The 23876-nt window shown below is 49.6% G+C and carries 17 protein-coding genes and 1 pseudogene; 11 read left to right on the top strand and 7 right to left on the bottom strand.

Features of this window, described 5'->3' with window-relative positions; translation table 11 throughout:
• Positions 1-21: 21 nt before the first annotated feature.
• From O3682_RS05275 to O3682_RS05260, 4 genes and pseudogenes are all read right to left on the bottom strand, one after another.
• Positions 22-3042, bottom strand: a complete 3021-nt coding sequence (locus O3682_RS05275) for a type I restriction endonuclease subunit R (protein ID WP_371508851.1) — start codon at positions 3040-3042, stop codon at positions 22-24.
• Between the two features lie 94 nt (positions 3043-3136).
• Complete coding sequence (locus O3682_RS05270; RefSeq protein ID WP_371508849.1) at positions 3137-4417, bottom strand: restriction endonuclease subunit S; 1281 nt, start codon at positions 4415-4417, stop codon at positions 3137-3139.
• Positions 4418-4551: 134 nt separating this feature from the next.
• Positions 4552-4770, bottom strand: a pseudogene (locus tag O3682_RS05265) (virulence RhuM family protein); the annotation flags it as partial.
• Positions 4763-7144 carry a type I restriction-modification system subunit M gene (locus O3682_RS05260; RefSeq protein WP_371508847.1) on the bottom strand — a complete coding sequence of 794 codons (2382 nt, stop codon included), beginning with the start codon at positions 7142-7144 and terminating at the stop codon, positions 4763-4765. The gene O3682_RS05260 and the pseudogene O3682_RS05265, both read right to left, overlap by 8 nt.
• 342 nt (positions 7145-7486) lie before the next feature.
• On the opposite strand from O3682_RS05260, the gene ftsE reads away from it, so the two are divergent.
• The 5 genes from ftsE to O3682_RS05235 all read left to right on the top strand — a co-directional run bounded on the left by ftsE (position 7487) and on the right by O3682_RS05235 (position 12903).
• Entirely contained in the window at positions 7487-8137 is a 651-nt protein-coding gene (ftsE, locus tag O3682_RS05255; protein ID WP_371508845.1) for a cell division ATP-binding protein FtsE, read from the top strand.
• Positions 8134-9051, top strand: a complete 918-nt coding sequence (gene ftsX, locus O3682_RS05250) for a permease-like cell division protein FtsX (protein ID WP_063076502.1) — start codon at positions 8134-8136, stop codon at positions 9049-9051. The genes ftsE and ftsX overlap by 4 nt, the downstream gene beginning before the upstream one ends.
• 195 nt (positions 9052-9246) lie before the next feature.
• The gene (gene murA, locus O3682_RS05245; RefSeq protein WP_049333045.1) at positions 9247-10500 is read left to right on the top strand and encodes a UDP-N-acetylglucosamine 1-carboxyvinyltransferase; all 1254 of its coding nucleotides are present in this window, start codon (positions 9247-9249) and stop codon (positions 10498-10500) included.
• A gap of 127 nt (positions 10501-10627) precedes the next feature.
• The gene (metG, locus tag O3682_RS05240) at positions 10628-12685 is read left to right on the top strand and encodes a methionine--tRNA ligase (RefSeq protein WP_371508843.1); all 2058 of its coding nucleotides are present in this window, start codon (positions 10628-10630) and stop codon (positions 12683-12685) included.
• Between the two features lie 23 nt (positions 12686-12708).
• Entirely contained in the window at positions 12709-12903 is a 195-nt protein-coding gene (locus tag O3682_RS05235; RefSeq protein WP_371508841.1) for a virulence regulator, read from the top strand.
• Positions 12904-13011: 108 nt separating this feature from the next.
• Here O3682_RS05235 and rsgA read toward each other — a convergent pair whose 3' ends face one another.
• Positions 13012-13878, bottom strand: a complete 867-nt coding sequence (rsgA, locus tag O3682_RS05230) for a ribosome small subunit-dependent GTPase A (protein ID WP_371508838.1) — start codon at positions 13876-13878, stop codon at positions 13012-13014.
• 151 nt (positions 13879-14029) lie between these two features.
• Between rsgA and O3682_RS05225 the strand changes: the two genes are divergently transcribed.
• The 5 genes from O3682_RS05225 to O3682_RS05205 all read left to right on the top strand — a co-directional run bounded on the left by O3682_RS05225 (position 14030) and on the right by O3682_RS05205 (position 18874).
• The gene (locus O3682_RS05225) at positions 14030-14647 is read left to right on the top strand and encodes a tellurite resistance TerB family protein (RefSeq protein WP_107868135.1); all 618 of its coding nucleotides are present in this window, start codon (positions 14030-14032) and stop codon (positions 14645-14647) included.
• 99 nt (positions 14648-14746) lie between these two features.
• A complete protein-coding gene (locus tag O3682_RS05220; protein ID WP_107723908.1) occupies positions 14747-15667 on the top strand; it encodes a patatin-like phospholipase family protein in 921 nt (306 codons plus the stop codon).
• Between the two features lie 108 nt (positions 15668-15775).
• Entirely contained in the window at positions 15776-17632 is a 1857-nt protein-coding gene (locus tag O3682_RS05215; protein ID WP_371508835.1) for a ribonuclease catalytic domain-containing protein, read from the top strand.
• A gap of 134 nt (positions 17633-17766) precedes the next feature.
• The gene (locus tag O3682_RS05210) at positions 17767-17994 is read left to right on the top strand and encodes an exodeoxyribonuclease VII small subunit (protein WP_003681131.1); all 228 of its coding nucleotides are present in this window, start codon (positions 17767-17769) and stop codon (positions 17992-17994) included.
• Positions 17978-18874 (top strand): polyprenyl synthetase family protein, encoded by an 897-nt coding sequence (locus tag O3682_RS05205; protein ID WP_070461522.1) that lies wholly within the window; start codon positions 17978-17980, stop codon positions 18872-18874. Before O3682_RS05210 ends, O3682_RS05205 begins: the two co-directional genes overlap by 17 nt.
• A 157-nt stretch (positions 18875-19031) precedes the next feature.
• Here the strand turns inward: O3682_RS05205 and ftsY are convergent, their stop codons facing one another.
• Positions 19032-20564, bottom strand: coding sequence for a signal recognition particle-docking protein FtsY (ftsY, locus tag O3682_RS05200; RefSeq protein WP_371508834.1), 1533 nt, complete (start codon positions 20562-20564; stop codon positions 19032-19034).
• 145 nt (positions 20565-20709) lie between these two features.
• Between ftsY and msrAB the strand changes: the two genes are divergently transcribed.
• Entirely contained in the window at positions 20710-22278 is a 1569-nt protein-coding gene (gene msrAB, locus O3682_RS05195; RefSeq protein WP_371508832.1) for a bifunctional peptide-methionine (S)-S-oxide reductase MsrA/peptide-methionine (R)-S-oxide reductase MsrB, read from the top strand.
• A gap of 130 nt (positions 22279-22408) precedes the next feature.
• On the opposite strand, the gene purB is transcribed toward msrAB, so the two are convergent.
• Positions 22409-23779 (bottom strand): adenylosuccinate lyase, encoded by a 1371-nt coding sequence (gene purB / locus O3682_RS05190; RefSeq protein WP_371508830.1) that lies wholly within the window; start codon positions 23777-23779, stop codon positions 22409-22411.
• Between the last annotated feature and the right edge of the window lie 97 nt (positions 23780-23876).

Raw genomic sequence — 23876 nt, 5'->3', positions numbered from 1 at the left:
CCGTTCAGACGGCCTTTTTTTCTACCTAGCTAAAGCTCGTTGCAAACTCTGCGTCCAAGCGGTTCTAAATGCGGCATCTTTCGCAAAAAGTTTGTATAGCTCTAGTTCATCCCGATGGCGTTCGCTCATCACATCGCGCAAAATGGCTTGGAAAGCTAATTCACGGGTATGAACATCCGGGTTATTTTGATATTTCTGCTCAAAGTCTTTATGGCTACGAATGCGTTCAGTAATATTGATAAATTTTACCCGTTGTTCATCCGGCGTTGCGCTCCAATCTTGAAACCATCTTTCGTTAAATACACGAATAATTTCATCAATCGGATCTTTTTCTTTATCTTCACCATGCGTGCCGCGTGGATTTGGATTTTGTGGGTCAAGCTCTGTTTCTTCATCATCTAATTTAATGCTGTAATTCAGTTTAGTGCGCGCCAAGCCGTAAGAGCTTAAATCCACAGCATCTAAAATTTCATCAAATTCATCCATCGGATCTTGTACTTTTAATTTTGGTACTAAGAATTTGAGGAACCAATAAAGCTTCTCCCAAGCGATATTTTCAAAATTGATGATGGAGGCCATTTGCCCGTAAATTTTTAAAAACTGCTTTGCCTTGATTTTAAAATCGACTTTTTGGGTTGGCTCAAGCGCCAACTCATGATCGAAACGTTGAACCGCCACATCAATGATACTGCTTAATTGCTGTGCGTCTTTATTGGCAAAGTAGCCTTCAGTAAAGTCGTTGACCTCCGCTTGTTCATACACGCCGGTTTCATCCAACTGATCTTTCAAATCATGCAAGACATTAACATCGGTTGCTTGCGACAACGACGTAGAAGTATAAAACGGCTCAAATGCTTGCTGAATATCTTCAACGCTGTTAAAAAAGTCCAATACAAACAAATCTTCCGTGCGTTTACCCAACTTATTCGCACTGCGATTTAAACGTGATAAAGCTTGCACACAAAGTACGCCGGAGAGTTTCTTATCCACATACATCGCACACAATTTCGGCTGGTCAAAACCAGTCAGATATTTATTGGCAACCACCAACAAACGATATTCATCTTGATCGAAATAATCTTTGGTTTCACTTTCCGCAAACCCATTCATTTCCGCTTCAGTGTATTCAACGCCATCAACCACTTTACTGCCCGAAAACGCAATCGCAATTTTAAATGGATTACCTCGCTCAACCAGCAATCGGTTTAACGCCTGAAAATAGCGGATGGCGGTTTCAATATTTTGCGTTACCACCATTCCCTTGGCTTTGCCTTTGAGTTTTTTACGGTTAAAGATTTGCTGGATAAAATGATCCAGCATCACCTCTGCTTTAGTATCAATCGTTTGTTGAGAGCGCTCCACATAAGCTTTCAGACGGCTTTGTGCCTTCTTACTGTCAAACTCCGGATTATCTTCAATCGATTTGGTGATCTCATAAAAACTTTTATAAGTGGTGTAATTCGCGATCACATCCAAAATAAAGCCTTCTTCAATCGCCTGTTTCATGGAATAAAGGTGGAACGGCTTAAATTTACCATCCGCCTGTTTCTCGCCAAATTTTTCCAAAGTGCTGTTTTTTGGTGTGGCGGTGAAAGCAAAATACGACGCATTGCCGCGCATTTTGCGGGATTGCATGGCTTGTAAAATCAAATCTTGCACATCTTCGGCATCAAGGTCTTCCGTTTTGCCGATGGCTCGGTTCATGTTGTCGTGTGCCGAACCGGATTGTGAGCTGTGCGCCTCATCAATAATCACCGCAAATTGTTTGTCTCCCAAGTCAGCAATGCCATCCACAATAAACGGGAATTTCTGAATCGTGGTAATAATGATTTTTTTGCCCTGCTCAAGCGATTGGCGCAATTCTGCCGAACTCAACGCCGGCGCAACAATATTTTTAACTTCTGAAAAATCTTTGATATTGTCGCGCAGTTGCTTATCCAGCAAACGACGGTCGGTAACGACAATTACCGAATCAAAAATCGGGCGGTCTGCCTCTCTACCGTTTGCCGCCTTTTCATTGCGCGGATAAGCCTCAATCAACTGATACGCCAACCAAGTAATGGAATTAGATTTGCCCGAACCGGCAGAGTGTTGAATCAGATAGCGTTTGCCCACGCCTTGTTCACTGACATCAGCAATCAAACGGCGCACCACCTCTAATTGATGATAGCGGGGGAAAAAGAGCGAGCGTTTCTCCAGCGGATCTTTGGTTGAACCATCTAAACGCATAAAATGCTGAATAATATTGGCAAGGCTGGCTTTGCTGAATACCTCTTGCCATAAATACGCCGTGCGGTGTCTGTTTGGATTCGGCGGATTGCCCTTACCGCAGTTGTTGCCCAAATTAAACGGCAAGAAAAACGTAGCTGGGCCCGCCAATTTGGTGGTCATATAAGCTTCTTCCGTATCTAAGGCAAAATGCGCCAAACAACGCCCGAAATGAAACAGCGTTTGGCTTAAATCACGGTTGCGATATTGTTTTTGGGCATCAATGGCCGTCTGACCCGTCCAATGGTTTTTCAGCTCAAGGGTAATAATCGGCAAGCCATTGACAAACAGCACCATATCCACCGTTTCATTGCTTGATGCAGAATAAGGCACTTGGCGCATACAGCTAAACAGATTCTGTTCAAAACGCTGCTTGACCTTTTCGCCGCTGCTGGCAAGCGGAACGGGGTAGAGCAAATCAAAATGGGCGCTATCAATATCCAAGCCTTTTTTCAGCAGGTGCAAGACACCGTTTTTCTTTATTTGGCGATCTAACCGCTCTAGAATTTTACGTTGCCAATCGTTTGGATTTAGCTGTTTAAAACGGGCAAGTTCTGCCTCTTGGCTGGTTTGCAGGAATTGCCAAAACAGGCGCGTGTCCATCGCAAACTGCGCATCAAAATCCTGTGAAAATGCCAGCTCAAAACCATGATGGCGCGGCAGGTATTCCGCCTTCGGCTCGCCCAGTTTGTTTTCCATGTTTTCACGCCAAGTGCCGGTTAAGACTTTTTCGATGGCAATTTCTAAATCTTTTTCCTTAGTTCCTGAAACCATTTTTCACCCTTTTGTGAATGTTTTAAAATTTATTCATTACGCTCAAGTTGTCGCGCCAATATTCAAAATCCATCGGATTTTTTGACCGCACTTTTCACACCGATACCCGCACCTTGCCAGTTACCACATCGTTAATCAACACGCTTTTATATTCTTTCAGCTTTTCAATATGGGCTGTTTTTAATGCGATGGCTTGGTCAATTTTGGCTGCTTGTTTATCGAGGTAAATAGCAATTTTTTGTTGTTCCTCTAAATCTGGTAACGGAAGATAAAAATTTTTGATTGCTTGAAAATTTAGTCCCTCACGCCCACCGCCTTGTTGAAAGAACCAGATTTGTTTTTGTCCAATCTCTGAAGCTAATAGCATATTCAAAAAGATAGTATTAATTTTTTTATTTGGACGAATAATACAAACATGTTGGTTCACATTCATTTCTTCATTTGAATCTACATAAAAACAACGTCCTAAAGATCCCCCCGTAATATTTAAAAGAACATCTCCTTTACGTACCTTACTATTTTTCATTGAATTATGTGTAAATTCAGAAATTCTTGCTACATCATTTAAATCGATACGATCAAAGTGTATATTTTGACTGCGTAATAATGGTATGCCACCATCAATATAATTTGAACCACCTCCTAAAGGGGTAATTCCACTACCTATTTTAGAAGTAACATATTTGATTTTCTTTACGCTCCAATGCTCCGGTACTTGCCCTATCCATTCCACACCGGAATCTTTTAACGGCACATCAGGGTTTAAGCCACGGGTTACGGCATTTTGAATCAGAATCTGCTTGTGCTCTTTCAACAGGGCAATCTGCTTTTCCGCCAAATCCACCGCCTGATCGATTTTGGCCGTTTTATCGTCTAGGAATTGCGCGATTTTTTGTTGTTCGGAGATAGGGGGAATAACCAAAATACTGTCTGAAATATGCCCATAGTTAATCGTTTGTCTTACACCTGAACCTAATAATTTCATATATGCAACATCGTATCTATGTAATAAATACGAAAAGTATTTTTTATTAATTATTTGTTTTTCTTTTAAAACAATGTAACCAGCACTTACAACAACGTCTATTTCTGATAAAGCAATTCTCAAACTAATTAAGTCATAATTTAAGTTTAAAGGATTTATTAAAAACTCGCCTTTTAACACCTCTTGATATGAACGTTTTGTTGCCTCTGTTACTTTATCATCCGCTTTTTCAATAACTTTACCAAAACTAATGGCTCCACAATTAAGAGACAGGTTTTGCCTATGTTTTTTTTCAACAAATAATTGTTTCAAGCGTTTTAACTCCCAATGACTCGGAACTTCCCCCAACCATTCCACACCTGAATCCTTGTAACTCTCGTATCGTTTCATTTACAAAAAATCCTTAAAATCTGACCGCTTGTATAGGGTGCATAGCTTTAACTACCGTTTATCTTTTAACTGTTTGATTTCTTTTTGCCAATTTTCTAATATTTTTAAATCTTCACTATCTGCTTGGCGTTGTTTTTGCCGTCTTGGGCAGTTATTAAATAATCCTTAATAACTGAATTTTCATCTAACTCTTTGTCTTTTAATATGTTTTTTATGTGGGTGGTTATATTTGGTACAGAGGTGTCAAAAAGTTCTGCCAACTGACTTTGTGTAAGCCACGCTTCGTTTTCCATCACTAATAACGCAACATTGGCTTTGCCGTCATCAGTGTTATAAATAATTAAATCACTCATAGATTTCCCTTAAAATCTCACTAATCAAGCCGTCAGCCTGTTTTTCTAACGCCAAAATATCTTGGGCTACTTCTGCAAGGCTGCGTAATGGTTTATGGCGGTAGAAGTATTTATTGAAGCTGATTTCATAGCCGATTTTCACGCTTTCCATATTCAGCCATGCTTCGTTGATGTGCGGTTGCACTTCGGCTTTGAAATAGTCATGGATATTTTGTTTAAGCGGTATGGATTCGCTGTCGCGCAAGTCGCTGCTGGTTTCATATTGGATATATTCGCCTGCTTTGCCGGTGGTGTAATAGCCAAAGTCTGCCAGCTCGTCGGCTTGGCATTGGTAACGTTGGCAAAGGGCGTCCAATTCGTTTGGTTTGAGCTTGAGTGTTTTGGCAATCACTTTGGCGGCATTTTCGTTGTACCAGCTTACGGCATTGAAAATGGCCTTTTTCTCTGTGGCAGAAAGGGAGATTTTTTCGGCTTTCAGACGGCCTTCCACGGCTTGTTTGAATTGGTTGAAATCGTCAAATTGGGTTGAGCCGAAATGTTCGAGTAAGGTTGAGGCCGTCTGAAAAAGTGCGGCGGCTTTTTCCCACGTTTTGACATCCAGCAGCTTAGCCTTATTTTTATTGTTTAAGGCAATGCCCTGCGCTTCACACCAAGCGCTGATTTCTGGCTCGGTTTTGGCTAAAAATTCGGCGTTGTAAACTTGTTCGCCATGTTGCTGATAAAGATATTGCATCGGCTCAAACAGGGCTTTGTCAAAACGTAAAGACGCAATATTTTCTGCGGTAAATTGTGCAGAACGACGATCCGGGCGTTCGATGGTGACTTTGTAATAGCCGAAATCTTGATTGTCAAAAATCTGCGAAGCTAAGCCGACCGCTTCATTTTGGCCGTCGGTTTCGCGTGCTTTAGCGCTGAAAGCAAGATAGTTTTGGGTAATTTCGGCAATATGTTCCGGCGCAAATTCGCAGTTTTTGTCGCCAAGATTTTTACGCAACTTACGGAATAAGAGGCTGGCATCAATCAGCTGCACTTTGCCTTTGCGTGCTTCGGGTTTGTTGTTGGACAGCAGCCAAATGTAGGTGGTAATGCCTGTGTTGTAGAACAGGTTGTTAGGCAGCTGTACGATGGCCTCCAGCAAATCGTTCTCAATGATATGGCGACGGATATTGCTCTCCCCCGAGCCTGCATCGCCGGTAAAGAGGCTTGAGCCGTTATGTACGGAGGCTACTCGGCTGCCGATTTTGTTGTCATTCGGCGATTTCATTTTGCTGACCATTTCCATTAGGAATAGCAGCTGTCCGTCGCTGGAGCGTGGCGTGGCATCGAGGGTTTCTTCATTGTCCCAGTAATCAGGCAAGCTGACTTTAAAGCGGCTGTCGATAACATCATTGCCGTCTTTAATATAAGCTTGGTCGCTGCCCCAGCTTTTGCCGTATGGCGGATTGGAAAGCATGAAATCAAAGTAATTGCCTTGGAAGCTGTCGGTGGCAAGGGTGGAGCCGACTTTGATGTTTTCAGGGTTGTCGCCTTTAATCATCATGTCGGATTTGCAGATGGCGTAAGTTTCGTCGTTGATTTCTTTACCGAATAGGAAAATTGAACGCTCGCCTTGCGATTCTGGCAGCGGATATTTTTGTTCGATAAAGTTTTGTGATTCGGTCAGCATACCGCCGCTGCCGCAAGCCGGGTCGTAAATCGTAATAATCGCCGGGATTTGGTTTTTGAGCGGGTCAAAGACCAAATGCGTCATCAGCTCAATCACTTCCCGTGGCGTAAAGTGTTCGCCGGCTTCTTCGTTGTTTTCTTCGTTAAATTTACGGATCAGTTCTTCAAATACATAGCCCATGCCCAGATTGCTCAAAGCAGGCAATTTGTTGCCATCCGGGTCTTGTTGCTCTTTAGGGGTAAGATTGATGTAAGGGGAGACAAATTTTTCCAACACACTCAGCAAAACATTTTTATGGGACATGTGGCGGATTTGTTCACGCAGCTTGAAGCAGTTGATAATTTCCTGCACGTTGGCACTAAAACCATCAAGATATTCTTCAAAATTGGCCAGCATATACTGCGGCGTATTGCTGGCGGTTTGATAGAGGGATTTTAATGTCCATTTTGAGGTGTTATAAAAAACATGGCCGGTAATTTTTTTAAGGGGAAGGTCATCCAATTCGGTGAATGCCAATTCTTCTTTTTGAAAGCGTACTTCTTCCAATACCGCTTCTTTGCTTGGCTCAAGTAAAGTATCCAAACGACGAAGTACAAACATTGGCAAAATCACATCACGATATTTACCGCGTACATAGACATCGCGCAAACAATCGTCTGCAATGCTCCAGATAAAAGAAACCAGCTTGTTATGAACTGAATGATCCATATTTATTCCCACTTAATATCACGAAATTATTCTGGGTATTGTTGCTTATTTTTAATAGGGATTCAATTAGAAACATTGCTTATCTTTGTTTGTATTCCTACTTTTGGGGGAATACGCAGAGAAACTCAAAAGGCCGTCTGAAACCCAATCGTTCAGACGGCCTTTTTTCAAACCATATTGCTTTGTGTTGCAAACCGGCAGTGTCTCCGCCGGCAGAACCGGAGTTTCACTATCAAAAAGCAGCCGAAATATTTATAATCTGTGAATATCCCCATTTTTTCAGACGGCATGTTGTCCTATCGATGACGCCGGTCGTCTGAATCCCTATTTTCAGGAAAACCCATGATCCGTTTCGAACAAGTTTCCAAAACCTATCCCGGCGGTTTCGAAGCCCTGAAAAATGTCAGTTTCCAGATTAACAAAGGTGAGATGATTTTTATCGCCGGCCACTCGGGCTCGGGCAAATCCACCATTTTGAAGCTGATTTCAGGCATTACCAAGCCTACCAAAGGCAAGGTTTGGTTCAACAATCAAGACCTCGGCACCTTGAGCGACAATCAGATCGGCTTTATGCGCCAACACATCGGCATTGTCTTCCAAGACCACAAAATCCTCTACGATCGCAATGTCTTACAAAACGTTATCCTGCCTTTGCGGATTAGCGGTTATCAGCCGCGCAAAGCGGAAGAGCGCGCGCGTATTGCGATTGAGAAGATCGGCTTAAAAGGCCGCGAAAACGATATGCCCATCACTTTGTCCGGCGGCGAACAACAGCGCTTGTGCATCGCGCGCGCAGTGGTTCACCAACCCAGCCTGCTGATTGCCGACGAGCCGTCCGCCAGCCTCGACCGCGCCTATGCGCTGGATATTATGGAATTGTTCAAAACCTTCCATGAAGCAGGCACAACCGTGATTGTTGCGGCGCACGATGAAACGCTGATGGCGGATTACGGCCACCGCGTCTTGCGCCTGCAGAAAGGACGCCTCGCATGAGCATGATTCATTACATCTCGTTACACGTCGAATCGGCACGCGCCGCGCTCAAAGAGCTTTTGCGCCAACCCATCGGCACGCTGCTGACCCTGCTCATGCTTGCCGTTGCCATGACCTTGCCGCTGTTTATGTATTTGGGCATCCAAAGCGGACAAAGCGTATTGGGCAAACTCAACGAATCGCCGCAAATTACGGTTTATATGGACACCGATGCGGCAGGTTCTGATGCCGATACGGTGAAAAACCTGCTCCAACGCGACAGCCGTATCGATAAAGTCCGCTTTATCAGCAAGCAGGAAGGTTTGGAAGAATTGCAGACCAATCTCGACCAAAACCTCGTTTCCATGCTCGATGGCAACCCGTTGCCCGACGTCTTTATCGTTACGCCCGACCCTGCCACTTCTCCGGATCAGATGCAGGCCATCTATAAAGACATTACCAAACTGCCGCGCGTCGAATCGGCAACCATGGATACCGAATGGGTACAGACCCTTTATCGTATTAACGAATTTATCCGCAAGATTTTGTGGTTCCTCTCGCTGACTTTGGGTATGGCCTTTGTCTTGGTGGCACACAACACCATCCGCCTGCAAATCCTCAGCCGTAAGGAAGAGTTGGAAATCACCAAGCTGTTGGGTGCGCCCGCTTCCTTCATCCGCCGTCCTTTCCTTTATCAGGCAATGTGGCAGAGTATTTTCTCCGCCGCCGTCAGCTTGGGCTTGTCGGCCTGGCTGCTGGCCGAAGTACGGCCGCTGGTGGACGCGATTTTCAAACCCTACGGCCTGAACATCGGCTGGCGTTTCTTCACATTTAGCGAAGTGTCGCTGGTATTCGGCTTCGTCATCGCGCTGGGCGTATTCGGCGCATGGTTGGCCACTACGCAACACCTTTTGGGCTTCAAAGCCAAAAAATAAGCCTTGGCAAACAGGCCGTCTGAACCATTCAGACGGCCTGAAATCTTATCCTTTCGCAACTTAAACAAACCTTGTGAAAATTTAATACTGCCAAATCTAACAGCAAGGTCATAATCCCTTATAATTGATGGTTTATTATCATCTCATTTCATTTGTGCGGCATAAACCGTGCAGACAAATAACGAAAGACATCCTGTGGACAAACTCAAAATCTCTGCCAACGGCCCCCTCAACGGCGAAATCATCGTATCCGGCGCAAAAAACGCCGCCCTGCCGCTGATGTGTGCCGGTCTGCTGACTTCCGGCACTTTACGCTTGAAAAACGTACCCATGCTCGCCGACGTCAAAACCACCCAAAAACTGCTGCAAGGCATGGGCGCACGCGTTTTGACCGACAACATCTCCGAATTTGAAATCAACGGTGGCACCGTCAACAACACCTGCGCACCTTATGAGCTGGTAAAAACCATGCGCGCATCCATCTTGGTTTTGGGCCCGACCCTCGCCCGCTTCGGCGAAGCCCAAGTCAGCCTGCCCGGCGGCTGCGCCATCGGTTCGCGCCCGGTTGACCAACACCTCAAAGGCCTCGAAACCATGGGGGCGGAAATCACCATCGAACACGGTTACGTCAAAGCCAAAGGCCGTCTGAAAGGCACGCGCGTCACCATGGACGTCGTGACCGTAGGCGGTACCGAAAACCTGCTGATGGCGGCCACGCTCGCCGAAGGCACCACCATCCTCGAAAACTGCGCCATCGAGCCCGAAGTCGTCGATTTGGCCGAATGCCTCGTTAAAATGGGCGCAAAAATCAGCGGCATCGGTACAGCAACCATGACCATCGAAGGCGTAAAAGAGCTGCACGGCTGCGAACACAGCGTCGTTCCCGACCGTATCGAAGCCGGTACCTTCCTCTGCGCCGTCGCCATGACCGGCGGCAAAGTCGTCCTGCGCAATGCCGCACCGAAAACCATGGAAGTCGTATTGGACAAACTGACAGAAGCCGGCGCCATCATCGAAGCAGGCGACAACTGGATTTCCATCGACATGCAACAACGCCCCAAAGCCGTGGACATCCGTACCGTCGTCCACCCAGGCTTCCCAACCGACATGCAGGCGCAGTTTATGGCCATGAACGCCATTGCCGAAGGCAGCAGCCGCGTGGTGGAAACCATTTTTGAAAACCGCTTCATGCACGTTCCCGAACTCAACCGCATGGGCGCAGACATCACCACCGAAGGCAACACCGCCTACATCAAAGGCGTAGAGAAACTCTCCGGCGCCGTCGTGATGGCAACCGACCTGCGCGCCTCCGCCAGCCTCGTCATGGCAGGCTTGGTCGCAGATGGCGAAACCATCGTCGAACGCATCTACCACCTCGACCGCGGCTATGAATACATCGAGAAAAAACTCGGCGGCGTAGGCGCAAAAATCGAACGCGTACGCGGTTAATCCCATACGCTGCCGATAAATAAAAGGCCGTCTGAAACACCGGCAATCGGGTTTCAGACGGCCTTTGCCTATTGTTTTGCGGTATAATCCCCGACATCTTTATCCATTGTTTTTAAAAGCACAAACCATGACACGCAAAATCCTTGTCACTTCCGCGCTGCCGTATGCCAACGGCAGCATCCACCTCGGCCACATGGTCGAACACATCCAAACCGACGTTTGGGTACGCTTCCAAAAACTGCGCGGCCACGAGTGCTACTACTGCTGCGCCGACGACACCCACGGCACGCCCGTGATGCTTGCCGCGCAAAAACAAGGCATTGCGCCTGAAGACATGATTGCCAAAGTACGCGAAGAGCACCTCGCCGACTTTACCGGCTTCGGCATCGGCTACGACAATTATTACAGCACCCATTCCCCTGAAAACAAACAGTTTTCCCAAGACATTTACCGCGCGCTGAAAGCCAACGGCAAGATTGAGAGCCGCGTCATCGAGCAGCTTTTCGACCCCGAAAAACAAATGTTCCTGCCCGACCGCTTCGTCAAAGGCGAATGCCCGAAATGCCACGCCCAAGACCAATACGGCGACAACTGCGAAGTCTGCGGCACGACCTATTCCCCGACCGAACTGATTAACCCGTATTCCGCCGTTTCCGGTGCAAAACCCGAATTGCGTGAATCCGAACATTTCTTCTTCAAACTGGGTGAATGCGTCGACTTCCTCAAAGCATGGACTTCCGGCAACAATCCGCACGACGGCAAGCCCCACCTGCAACCCGAAGCCCTCAACAAAATGAAAGAATGGCTGGGCGAAGGCGAAGAAACCACCCTGTCCGACTGGGACATCTCCCGCGACGCGCCGTATTTCGGTTTTGAAATCCCCGACGCGCCGGGCAAATACTTCTACGTCTGGCTGGACGCACCCGTCGGCTACATGGCGTCGTTTAAAAACCTGTGCGACCGCCTCAGCATCGATTTTGACGAATACTTCAAAGCCGACAGCCAAACCGAGATGTACCACTTCATCGGCAAAGACATCCTCTATTTCCACGCCCTGTTCTGGCCCGCCATGCTGCATTTCTCCGGCCACCGCGCCCCGACCGGCGTGTACGCACACGGCTTCCTGACCGTTGACGGACAAAAAATGTCCAAATCGCGCGGCACCTTCATCACTGCCAAATCCTATCTGGAACAAGGTCTGAACCCCGAGTGGATGCGCTACTACATCGCCGCTAAGCTCAACAGCAAAATCGAAGACATCGATTTGAACCTGCAAGACTTTATCAGCCGCGTCAACAGTGACCTCGTCGGCAAATACGTCAACATCGCCGCCCGCGCTTCAGGTTTCATTGCCAAACGCTTTGAAGGCCGTCTGAAAGATGTTGCCGACAGCGAATTACTGGCAAAACTGACTGCGCAAAGCGAAGCCATTGCCGAATGCTACGAAAGCCGCGAATACGCCAAAGCCCTGCGCGACATCATGGCCTTGGCAGACATTGTCAACGAATACGTTGATGCCAACAAACCTTGGGAACTGGCCAAACAAGAAGGCCAAGACGCACGCCTGCACGAAGTATGCAGCGAACTCATCAACGCCTTTACCATGTTGACCGCCTACCTCGCCCCCGTATTGCCGAAAGTGACCGAAAATGCCGCCAAATTCCTGAATTTGGAAGCCATCACTTGGGCAAATACCCGCGAAACCTTGGGCGAACACGCCATCAACAAATACGAACATTTAATGCAACGAGTGGAGCAAAAACAAGTGGACGATTTAATCGAAGCCAACAAACAAAGCATCGCCGCCGCAGCCGCGCCTGCCGCCGAAGAGAGCAAATACGAAAAAGTCACCGAACAGGCCAGCTTTGACGACTTTATGAAAATCGACATGCGCGTCGCCAAAGTATTGAACTGCGAAGCCGTCGAAGGCAGCACCAAACTTTTGAAATTCGACCTCGATTTCGGTTTTGAAAAACGTATCATCTTCTCCGGCATCACCGCATCTTACCCAAATCCTGCCGAATTGAACGGCCGCATGGTCATCGCCGTCGCCAACTTCGCCCCACGTAAAATGGCAAAATTCGGCGTATCCGAAGGCATGATCCTCTCCGCCGCCACCGCAGAGGGCAAACTGAAGCTCCTCGACGTTGACGCAGGCGCACAGCCTGGGGATAAAGTGGGCTAAGTATCAAATCTTAAGGAGAAACCATGTTAAACCTTTCCGCACCGATACTTAAAGAAATTGAGTTGCTTCATGATGCAGGCTTATCAGTTGGCGCTATTGTTACAGTGTTGCGTCTGAAGTTTCCGGTAGAGCTCCATGATCGGGAGGACAAACAAATTGAAGAAGCCGTGCTTCTCATGATCAATCCGCCGCGAAAAGCACCTTCTCTTTCCCGCTAAGGTAGCGATACCGGTTGAAAGGTAAATTTGGTTATGCTTCAACAAAAGGCCGTCTGAAATTTTCAGACGGCCTTTTTATTTATCCAAACACTTATTTTTGTTAAAACTTTATCTCAACAATTCATCGGTAACGCGTTGCAGAAACTCGATACGCTCGGGTTTGGCTTCGCCTGATTCGGCAGCGGCTTTGACGGAGCAGCCGGGTTCGGCGCGGTGGGTGCAGTTGTGGAAACGGCATTGGCCGATAAGGTGGCGCAGGTCGGGGAAGTATTGCAATAAATCGGCAGCTTGGAGATGGTGCAGGCCGAATTCTTGCAGGCCGGGGGAATCGATGAGTCGGGTTTCTGCGTTTAAATCGTACAGTTGGGCGTGGGTGGTGGTGTGTTTGCCGGAGTCGAGCGCGGTGGAAATGTCGCCGGTTCGGGCGGCTTGGTTGCCGAGTAGGGCGTTGGTCAAGGTGGACTTGCCCATGCCGCTTTGTCCGAGCAGGATGTTGGTTTGCCCTTCTAAAATGGGACGCAGGATGTCGGCGTTTTCCAATGCATTGGTTTCGACCACTAAATAGCCGAGGGTTTCGTAGAATTTGAGTTTCTCGCGCCATTGGGCGGTTTCGGGGAGGTCAGCTTTATTGAGGACGATAACGGCGTCGATGCCGGCCGCTTCGGCTGCGAGGAGGGCGCGTTGCAACAGGGCTTCGCTGGGTGAGGGGCTGGCGGCGGTTACGATGAGCAGTTGGGTAACGTTGGCGGCAATCAGTTTGGTTTTCCACGCGTCTTGGCGGTAGAGCAGGCTTTCGCGCGGGAGGTAGTCTTCGATCACGACTTGTTCGCCGTTGATGGGGCTGATGCGGACTTGGTCGCCGCAGGCGAAATCGACGCGTTTTTTGCGGGTGGTGGCGTCATATGTTTGGCCGTCGGGGGTGCGGACAATATAGCGGCGGCCATAGCTGGTAATGATTTGGGCGGTATCGGTCATGATGGGGTTTATTGTTTGGAATGGTGTGATTGTACCGAAAGTCGGCTATGGCCGTCTGAAAACTTGTTTGCACCTTTTAACTTTCTTTGGCTTGGTTTTTTGGTGTTTCTGCCCTATATTTGCAATGTATTTGTTTTCAGGAGATTTTTTTATGGATTTCAGTCAGTTGCTCAATCAGGTTTTGGGTGCGGCTCAAAAAGGCGGCAAAGCGGTGGCGGACAGTCCACTCAATTCTTTCGGCGGCGGCGCGCTGACAGGTGCTTTGGCATCGATGCTGTTGAAAAAGAAAAATGCGAAGAAGCTGGTCAAGGCCGGCTCGGTCGCCGCTTTGGGTTTTCTGGCTTATAAAGGCTATCAAAACTGGAAACAAAACCGCCAGCAGGACGAATTGCCGCAAAGTGCGTTCCAACCTGCCGGTCTGATTGGCGAAAACCACAGTCGTGTGATTTTACAAACAATGATTGCGGCGGCGGCTTCAGACGGCCTGATTGACGATGCGGAACGCGCGGCCATCGAGCGTGAAAGCGGCAGCGATGCGGAAACGGCGGCATGGTTGCAGGCGGAATATGCGCAACCGGCCTCCATCGAGCAAATTGCCGCTTCGGTCGGCAGCGACGAGGCTTTGGCAGCCGAAACTTATTTGGCGGCCCGATTGGTCTGCGCGGACTTGTCTCGCAAGGAAATCGTGTTCCTGAGCCGTTTGTCCCAAGCTTTGAATTTGGACGACCAACTGGTCGAAAGCTTGGAAAAACAGCTCGAATTGGCTTGAGCTTGATTTAAAAGGCCGTCTGAAACCTGATTTCAGACGGCCTTTCGACTTCATTTCGGAGTAAAATAACTCTTTCGACATATTAAAGGCTGTCTGAACATGAACAAACTTTTTTCCACATTCAAAACGTTTTTAGCCGCTTCGTCCGTCTTGGTATTGGCTGCCTGTCCGAGTGGCAACGCGCCGCAATCCAAACCTTCTACGCAGGGTCAAAATACGGTTTCGCATACTGCACCCAAACCGAAAGCCACGGTTGCGCTGGCTTTGGGCGGCGGCGCATCCAAAGGCTTTGCCCATATCGGGATTATTAAGGTTTTGAAAGAAAACAATATTCCGGTCAAAATCGTTACCGGCACATCCGCCGGCTCGATTGTCGGCAGTATGTACGCTTCGGGAATGTCGCCCGACCGCCTCGAATTGGAAGCGGAAATTTTGGGTAAAACCGATTTGGTGGATTTGACCTTGTCCACCAGCGGCTTTATCAAAGGCGAAAAACTGCAAAACTACATCAACCGCAAAGTCGGCAACCGCCCGATGCAGCAGTTCCCCATCAAATTTGCCGCCGTTGCGACCGATTTTGAAAGCGGCAAACCGGTGGTATTTAACGTAGGTAATGCCGGACAGGCCGTCCGCGCTTCTGCGTCGATTCCGAACGTGTTTCAACCTGTCGTTATCGGCAACCGCAAATATGTAGACGGCGGCCTGTCGCAGCCCGTACCGGTCAGCGCGGCGAAAAAAATGGGGGCAAACTTCATCATTGCCGTCGATATTTCCGCCCGTCCGGCCAAAAACGTCAGCCAAGGCATGTTCTCCTATCTTGACCAAACCTTCAACGTAATGAGTCAAACTGCGTTGCGCCAAGAATTGGGACAAGCCAATGTGGTCATCAAACCGCAGGTTTTGGAGCTGGGTTCGGTTGGCGGCTTCGACCAAAAACAACGCGCTATCCAACTGGGCGAACAGGCCGCACGCGCCGCCCTGCCTGAAATCAAACGCAAACTGGCGGCATATCAGTATTAATCATCCGCCGTTTGAACAGGCCATCTGAAAGTATGTTTTTCAGACGGCCTTTCTTGTGCAAATCTGCTAAAATCACGCGTTTCCTACAAATTATAAAATCCTAAAAAAATGAATATCTTTTACGAAGAGTCCGGCCAATTCAAAGTTGCCTCCATCATCCAAAAAAACGACGCCACCTACCAAGTCGATACCCAACACGGCAAACGCACCAAAGTGAAGGCAAACAATGTCTTTGCCGAGTTTGACGGCGATATGGCGGCATTTTTGGAGAACGCGCAGGCACAGGCGGCGGACATCGACACCGATTTATTGTGGGAAGTATGCGGCGAAGAGGATTTTACCGCCGAAGCCATCGCCGAAGAATATTACGGCCATGCGCCGACCAAAACCGAGCTGGCGGCGACTTTGATTGCGCTTTACGCCGCGCCGATGTATTTCTACAAAAAAGCCAAAGGCGTGTTCAAAGCCGCGCCCGAAGAAACCTTAAAACAGGCGCTTGCCGCCATCGAACGCAAAAAACAGCAAGACGCGCAAATCGACGCTTGGGCGGAAGCCTTGAAACGCGGCGAGATGCCGTCTGAAATCGCGGCGGATCTGAAAACCATCCTGCACGCGCCCGACAAGCAGTCGCTGACCTACAAAGCCTTTACCAAAGCCACCGACGAGCTGAAAATCTCCGCCTACGAATTGGCGAAAAAAACGGGCGGCATTACGTCCATTCCCCAATACCTGCAAGACGGGTTTGAAATCAAATACTTCCCCAAAGGAACAGGCTTCCCCAACCTTCCGCTTCCTGAAATGCCCGACCTGCCCAAGGCCGACGTTACCGCCTTTTCCATCGACGACGAATCGACCACCGAAGTGGACGATGCCTTGAGCCTGACCGACTTGGGCAACGGCATGAAACGCGTCGGTATCCACATTGCCGCGCCGTCGCTTGCCATTAAACAAGGCGACAAAATGGAAAAAAACATCATGGAACGCTTAAGCACGGTTTATTTCCCCGGCGGCAAAATCACCATGCTGCCCGAAAACTGGATTGCCGCGTTCAGCCTTGATGCGGGCGCGTACCGCCCTGCCGTCAGCATTTATTTTGATGTGGACAGCGAGTTCAACGTCGGCGCGCCAACCTGCAAAATCGAAGCGGTTAACATCGCCGAAAACCTGCGCATTCAAACCATCGAGCCGCATTTCAACGCCGAAACCGGCTTGGACGAAGCAGGCGAAATGATGTTCGCCCACCATCAAGACCTGATTTGGTTCTATCAATTCGCCATCGCCCTGCAAAAAGCGCGCGGCAAATACGAACCCGACCGTGCGCCGCAATACGATTACAGCATCGAATTGGATGAGGAAGGCAACGTATCCGTCGTCCGCCGCGAACGCGGTTCGCCCATCGATACGCTGGTCAGCGAGATGATGATTCTTGCCAACAGCACTTGGGCGCAAATGCTGGACGAAAACGAGCTGCCCGGCCTTTTCCGCGTCCAACCGGCAGGCAAAGTGCGCATGAGCACCAAATCCGAGCCGCACATCGGCATGGGCGTGCCGCATTACGGCTGGTTTACCTCGCCGCTGCGCCGCGCCGCCGACTACATCAACCAAAAGCAGCTGATCAGCCTGATAGACGATACTGCCGAGCCGCTGTATCAAAACAGCGATGCCGAGCTTTTCGCCGCGCTGCGCGACTTTGATGCCGCCTATACAGCCTACGCCGACTTCCAACGCCAAATGGAAGCCTACTGGAGCCTCGTCTATCTGCAACAGCAAGGCACGAGCGAGCTGACGGCCACCATCCTCAAAGAAGACCTCGTCCGCATTGAAGGCCTGCCGCTGGTCACGCGCGCGACCGGTATTCCGTTTGACGCGCTGCCTAAATCGCAGGCATTGTTCAAAATCACTGAATTGGATGCCGAGAAGCAGTTTATCGCGCTCAACTATCAAAAAGCCGTTTTACCGGGCTGATAACGTTATCCTGTTTAAAAAAAGGCCGTCTGAACAAAGAAACAGAAATCTTTGATTTCGTTTTCATCCCTGTTCAGACGGCCTTCATCATCTAAAAATGCTACAATTCCCCTTTTCTGCCATCATTTCAAACCATGAAAAAAAACGCCCCCCAATCCTTTGAAGAAGCCTTATCCCGCCTCGAAACCCTGACCCAGGCCATGCAAAGCAGCGAAATGCCGCTGGAAGACGCTTTGGCCGCCTATCAGGAAGGCAACGAATTGGTCAGATACTGCCAAACCAAATTGGCGGAAGTCGAGCAGAAACTGCAAGTCTTGGATGCCGGCGAACTGAAGGAGTTGAATCTTGAACCCGGCGAATGAACTCAAAACATGGCAGCAAAAAGCCCAAGCGCAAACCGAATTGCTGCTGGCGCATTTCTTGCCGTCTGAAAGCCAAGTGCCGCACACGCTGCACGAAGCCATGCGTTACGTTACCCTCGGCGGCGGCAAACGGCTGCGCCCGCTCTTGGTGCTTGCCGCGTCCGAATTGGGCGAAGCAAACCAAAACGCCGTCGAGCAGGCGATGGCGGCCATCGAAATGGTGCACGTCTATTCGCTGGTTCACGACGATATGCCGGCGATGGACAACGACAGCCTGCGCCGCGGCAAACCGACCTGCCATGTGCAATACGATGAAGCAACCGCCCTTTTGGTCGGCGATGCGCTGCAAACCCAAGCCTTTGATGTACTGAGCCGTCCGACAGGCCTGCCTGCCGAACGCCAGCTTGCCATGTTGTCCACACTTGCCCAAGCATCCGGCAGCCTCGGCATGGCGGGCGGACAAGCCATAGACCTTGCCAATGTCGGCAAAGCCATGAATCAGGCCGAACTGGAACAGATGCACAGCCTCAAAACCGGCGCGCTCATCCGCGCGGCCGTGGCCTTAGGCGCACTTTCCTGCCCAGACTTAACACCGGCGCAAATCCAAACCTTAGATCACTACGCCGCCAAATTGGGCCTGGCTTTCCAAGTGATCGACGATGTATTGGACTGCGAAGCCGATACCGCCACCTTGGGCAAAACCGCCGGCAAAGACTCGGACAACGACAAACCGACCTACGTCAAACTGATGGGCCTCCAGGCCGCGCGTACTTACGCAGAAACGCTGATTGCAGAAGCCGTTGCCCTGATCGAGCCATTCGGCGACAAAGCCCTGCGCCTGCGCCAACTGGCCGAGTTTGTTACCGCACGGAAAAACTAAACCTGCAAATAAAATAAAGGCCGTCTGAAACCTGATTTTAGGTTTCAGACGGCCTTTTTAACAGCCTGTTTGGCTTAGGTATCCCATACCGAATACAGAGCCTTCAAAGTGCATGAAACACCCTGCAAACTGCGTTTACAAGCCGCAGCCTGTCTGTTTAATCCAATAGGGCATCTACGAACGCTTTGGCATTAAACGGACGCAAATCGTCGATACCTTCGCCTACGCCGATGTAGCGGACAGGAACTGGGCGGTCTGAGGCAAGGGCGGCAAGGATGCCGCCTTTGGCCGTACCGTCGAGCTTGGTCACGATAAGGCCGGTCAGACCCAGAGCTTCGTCAAAGGCTTTTACTTGGTTGACGGCGTTTTGACCGATGTTCGCATCCAAAACAACGATGATTTCATGTGGCGCATCAGGCATGGCTTTTTGCAGCACGCGTTTCACTTTTTTGATTTCTTCCATCAAATGAAGCTGCGTTGGCAGGCGTCCGGCGGTGTCGGCCAGCACGATGTCAATCCCGCGCGCTTTCGCAGCTTGGACGGCATCGAAGCAAACTGCTGCGGAATCGCCCGTAGTTTGCGAAATCACAGTCACATTATTGCGCTCGCCCCAAGCTTGAAGCTGCTCACGCGCGGCGGCACGGAAAGTATCGCCTGCCGCCAGCAACACAGATTTGCCCTGTGCTTGGAAGTATTTGGCCAATTTGCCGATAGACGTGGTTTTGCCTGCGCCGTTGATACCGGCAAGCATAATCACGAAAGGCTCCTTGGTTTCCGGCAAGACCAAAGGTTTCTCCAGAGGCTTAATCAAGTCGTACAGCGCATCTTTCAGCGCACCGCGCAATTCGTTGCCATCTTTGAGGCCTTTGAGGCTGACACGGTCGCGCACGTCTTTCATCAAGTATTCGGTGGCTTCCATACCCATATCGCTGGTGATCAGCACGGTTTCCAGCTCTTCGTACAAATCCTCGTCGATTTGTCCGCCGCCGAACACGCCGGCCAACGATTTTGCCATTTTGTCGCGTGATTTGGTCAAGCCTTGTTTCAAACGCGCAGCCCAACTGAGCTTGTGTTCTTCTACCGGAGCAGGGGCTTCAGCCGATGTTTCCGCAACGACTTCTTGAACTTGCTCGATAGTCTCGCTAACTGCCTCAACAGCTTCTTCTTTGACCGCTTCGGCCCGTTCTACTACTTCCTCAGCAGCCTCGGCCACTTCAGACGGCATCTCGGCAACGGTTTCTTGAACCTGATCAACAGCCTCGCTAACTGCCTCAACAGCTGCTTCTTTTACCGCCTCAGCCTGTTCCGCTACTTCTTCAGCAGCCTCGGCCACTTCAGACGGCATCTCGGTAACGGTTTCTTGAACCTGTTCAACAGCCTCGCTGACGGTTTCAACGGCCGCTTCTTTTGCCGCTTCAACGTGTTCTTCTACTTTTTCGACTGTTTCAGACGGCGTTTCGGTCAAAGCTTCCCGAACCTGCTCAACGGTTTCGCTGACAGTTTCAACAGCCAATTCGACAACTGATTCGACCTGCCCTTTGACGCTTTCTGCCAAAGATTCGGCATCTTCTTTAATATTTTCAACTACTTGAGCAACTTCAGATTCTACTTTTGCTGCGGTTTCCTGAACTTGAGCCTCCTCAGGAGCCGGAGTTTCCTGTTTTTTCTTGCGACGGAAGAAGCTGAACATTAAATTTTCCTTTTAATTTTAGAAACTTGAAATAGGGAGTATTGTAGCGTATTTTACGTGGCAAGGTCGTCTGAAAATCAAGGTTGTCAGGTTTTGGCATTTCCAACGTCTAACAAGGCAAACCATCCATACAGGAAACATAGAGATGAAACCCCGTACCTTCTTTTCCCTTTGCGCCAAGTTCGGCTGCCTGCTTGCGCTGGGCGCCTGCTCATCCAAAATGATGGATACCGAAGCCGCAACCGTACCGCAAGCATTGTCCTCGTTGAAAACTCCTGACAACCGCCCTGCCAGTGTCTTCCTGAAAAAAGACAAACCGACCCTGATTAAATTTTGGGCAAGTTGGTGTCCTTTATGTTTGTCCGAACTGGGGCAAACCGAAAAATGGGTGCAGGACAAGCGGTTTAGCTCCGCCAACCTGATTACCGTTGCCTCGCCCGGCTTTTTGCACGAGAAAAAAGACGGCGACTTTCAAAAATGGTATGCCGGTTTGAACTATCCCAAGCTGCCCGTCGTTACCGACAACGGCGGCACCATCGCTCAAAGCCTGAATATCGGCGTTTACCCTTCGTGGGCATTAATCGGCAAGGACGGCGACGTGCAGCGTATCGTCAAAGGCAGTATCAATGAAGCGCAGGCATTGGCTTTAATCCGCGATCCCGATGCTGATTTAGGCCGTCTGAAAAACACATTTTACAAACCTGACACACAGAAAAAGGATTCAGCAATCATGAATACGCGCACTATCTACCTCGCCGGCGGCTGCTTCTGGGGCTTGGAAGCCTATTTCCAACGCATAGACGGCGTGGTTGACGCAGTATCCGGCTACGCCAACGGCAAAACGGAAAACCCAAGCTACGAAGACGTGTCCTACCGCGATACGGGTCATGCCGAAACCGTCAAAGTTACCTACGATGCCGACAAACTCAGCCTAGACGACATCCTGCAATACTATTTCCGCGTCGTTGACCCGACCAGCCTCAACAAACAAGGCAACGACATCGGCACGCAATACCGCAGCGGCGTGTACTACACAGACCCTGCCGAAAAAGCCGTTATCGCCGCCGCCCTCAAACGCGAGCAGCAAAAATACCAACAGCCCCTCGTCGTCGAAAACGAGCCGTTGCAAAACTTCTACGACGCCGAGGAATACCATCAGGACTACCTGATTAAAAACCCCAACGGCTACTGCCACATCGACATCCGCAAAGCCGACGAACCGCTGCCGGGCAAAACCAAGGCTGCCCCGCAAGGCAAAGGCTTTGACGCGGCAACGTATAAAAAACCCGGCGCTGCCGAACTCAAACGCCTCCTGACCGAAGAGCAATATCAAGTTACCCAAAACAGCGCGACCGAATACGCCTTCAGCCACGAATACGACCATCTGTTCAAACCCGGCATTTACGTGGACGTCGTCAGCGGCGAACCCCTGTTCAGCTCCGCCGACAAATTCGATTCCGGTTGCGGTTGGCCGAGCTTTACCCACCCGATTAATGCCGCCGCCGTTACCGAACACGACGATTTCAGCTACAACATGCGCCGCACCGAAGTGCGCAGCCATGCCGCCGACTCACACTTGGGACACGTCTTCGCCGACGGCCCGAAAGACAAAGGCGGCCTGCGCTATTGCATCAACGGCGCAAGTTTGAAATTCATTCCTTTGGAAGAAATGGACGCCGCCGGCTACGGTGCATTGAAAGACAAAGTGAAATAACGGATTGAATCGAAAAAGGCCGTCTGAAAGAGATTTCAGACGGCCTTTTTAATTTGTCGGATGTAGAGGGTTGGTTTCTTATCTATCAAAAAATCTCAATAACTAAGAAGGTGCGCCCTACAAAATCCTTTTAAATTCGTTTTGCCAACTCTTCGGCTTTGCCCACATACAACGCAGGGGTCAGCTTAAGCAATTTGGCTTTGGCTTCTGCCGGAATTTCCAACGACTCGATAAAGAGTTTCAACACTTCAGGCGTAATGCCGTCTTTACCGCGTGTCAGATCTTTCAGCTTCTCGTAAGGATTGGCCACGCCGTAACGACGCATTACGGTTTGAATCGGCTCGGCCAGCAGCTCCCAAGTGGCGTCCAAATCGGCAGCAAGGGCGGCAGGATTCGGTTCAAGCTTGTTCAGACCGCGCAGATGGGCGGCAAAGCCCAATACGGTATAGCCCACGCCTACGCCCATATTGCGCAATACGGTGCTGTCGGTCAGGTCGCGCTGCCAACGAGAAATCGGCAGTTTTTCAGACAAAAAGCCCAATACGGCATTGGCCATACCAAGGTTGCCTTCGGAATTTTCAAAGTCGATCGGATTAACTTTGTGCGGCATGGTAGAAGAACCGACTTCGCCTGCTTTGACTTTTTGTTTGAAGTAACCCAAAGAAATGTAGCCCCAAACGTCGCGGTTGAAGTCGATCAGAATCGTGTTGACACGGCTGATGGCTTGGAAGAATTCCGCCATATAGTCGTGCGGCTCGATTTGAATGGTGTAGGGGTTGAAGGTCAGGCCGAGGCTGATTTCAACAAAGTTGCGGCAATGGTTTTCCCAATCCACATCGGGATAAGCGACCATATGGGCATTGTAGTTGCCGACTGCGCCGTTGATTTTGCCGAGAAACTCTTGCGCTTGCAGGTTTTTAAACTGACGTTGCAGGCGGTACACGACATTGGCAATTTCTTTACCCAGTGTGCTTGGTGTAGCAGGCTGGCCATGCGTGCGGCTCATCATAGGGACGGCAGCCAACTCATGCGCCATGCCGGTCAACTTCTCGATAATTTCGGCCAGTTTCGGCAGCAAAACAGCCTCACGCGCTTCTTGCAGCATCAAAGCGTGGGACAGGTTGTTGATGTCTTCGCTAGTGCAGGCAAAGTGGATGAACTCGCTGGCAGCAGCCACTTCAGGCACGCCGGAGAAGCGTTCTTTAAGCCAATATTCGATGGCTTTGACGTCGTGATTGGTGGTTGCCTCAATGGCTTTGACGGCGGCGGCATCTTCAAGTGAGAAGTTTTCAATCACTTTGTCGATTTCGGCAAGCGTAAAATCGCTGAAAGCAGGAACTTCTACAATCTTAGGCTCGACGGCAAGGGCTTTGAGCCAGTTTAATTCAACTTTGACACGCGCACGCATCAGGCCGTATTCGGAGAAAATCGGGCGCAATGCTTCAACGGATTTGGCGTAGCGGCCATCTAATGGGGAAAGTGCAGCGATAGGGTTAATCATGTCGGATCTTCCTATGGGATGAAAACCAAATTGTTTGCAATTATACATGATTTTACACTTCAAGGCCGTCTGAAAGACAGGTTTCAGACGGCCTTTT

This window comes from Neisseria sp. 27098_8_112, assembly GCF_041433235.1.
Classification (GTDB): Bacteria; Pseudomonadota; Gammaproteobacteria; order Burkholderiales; family Neisseriaceae; genus Neisseria.
Note: the sequence above shows the minus strand (reverse complement) of the source record. Positions and strands in the feature narration are given on the sequence as shown.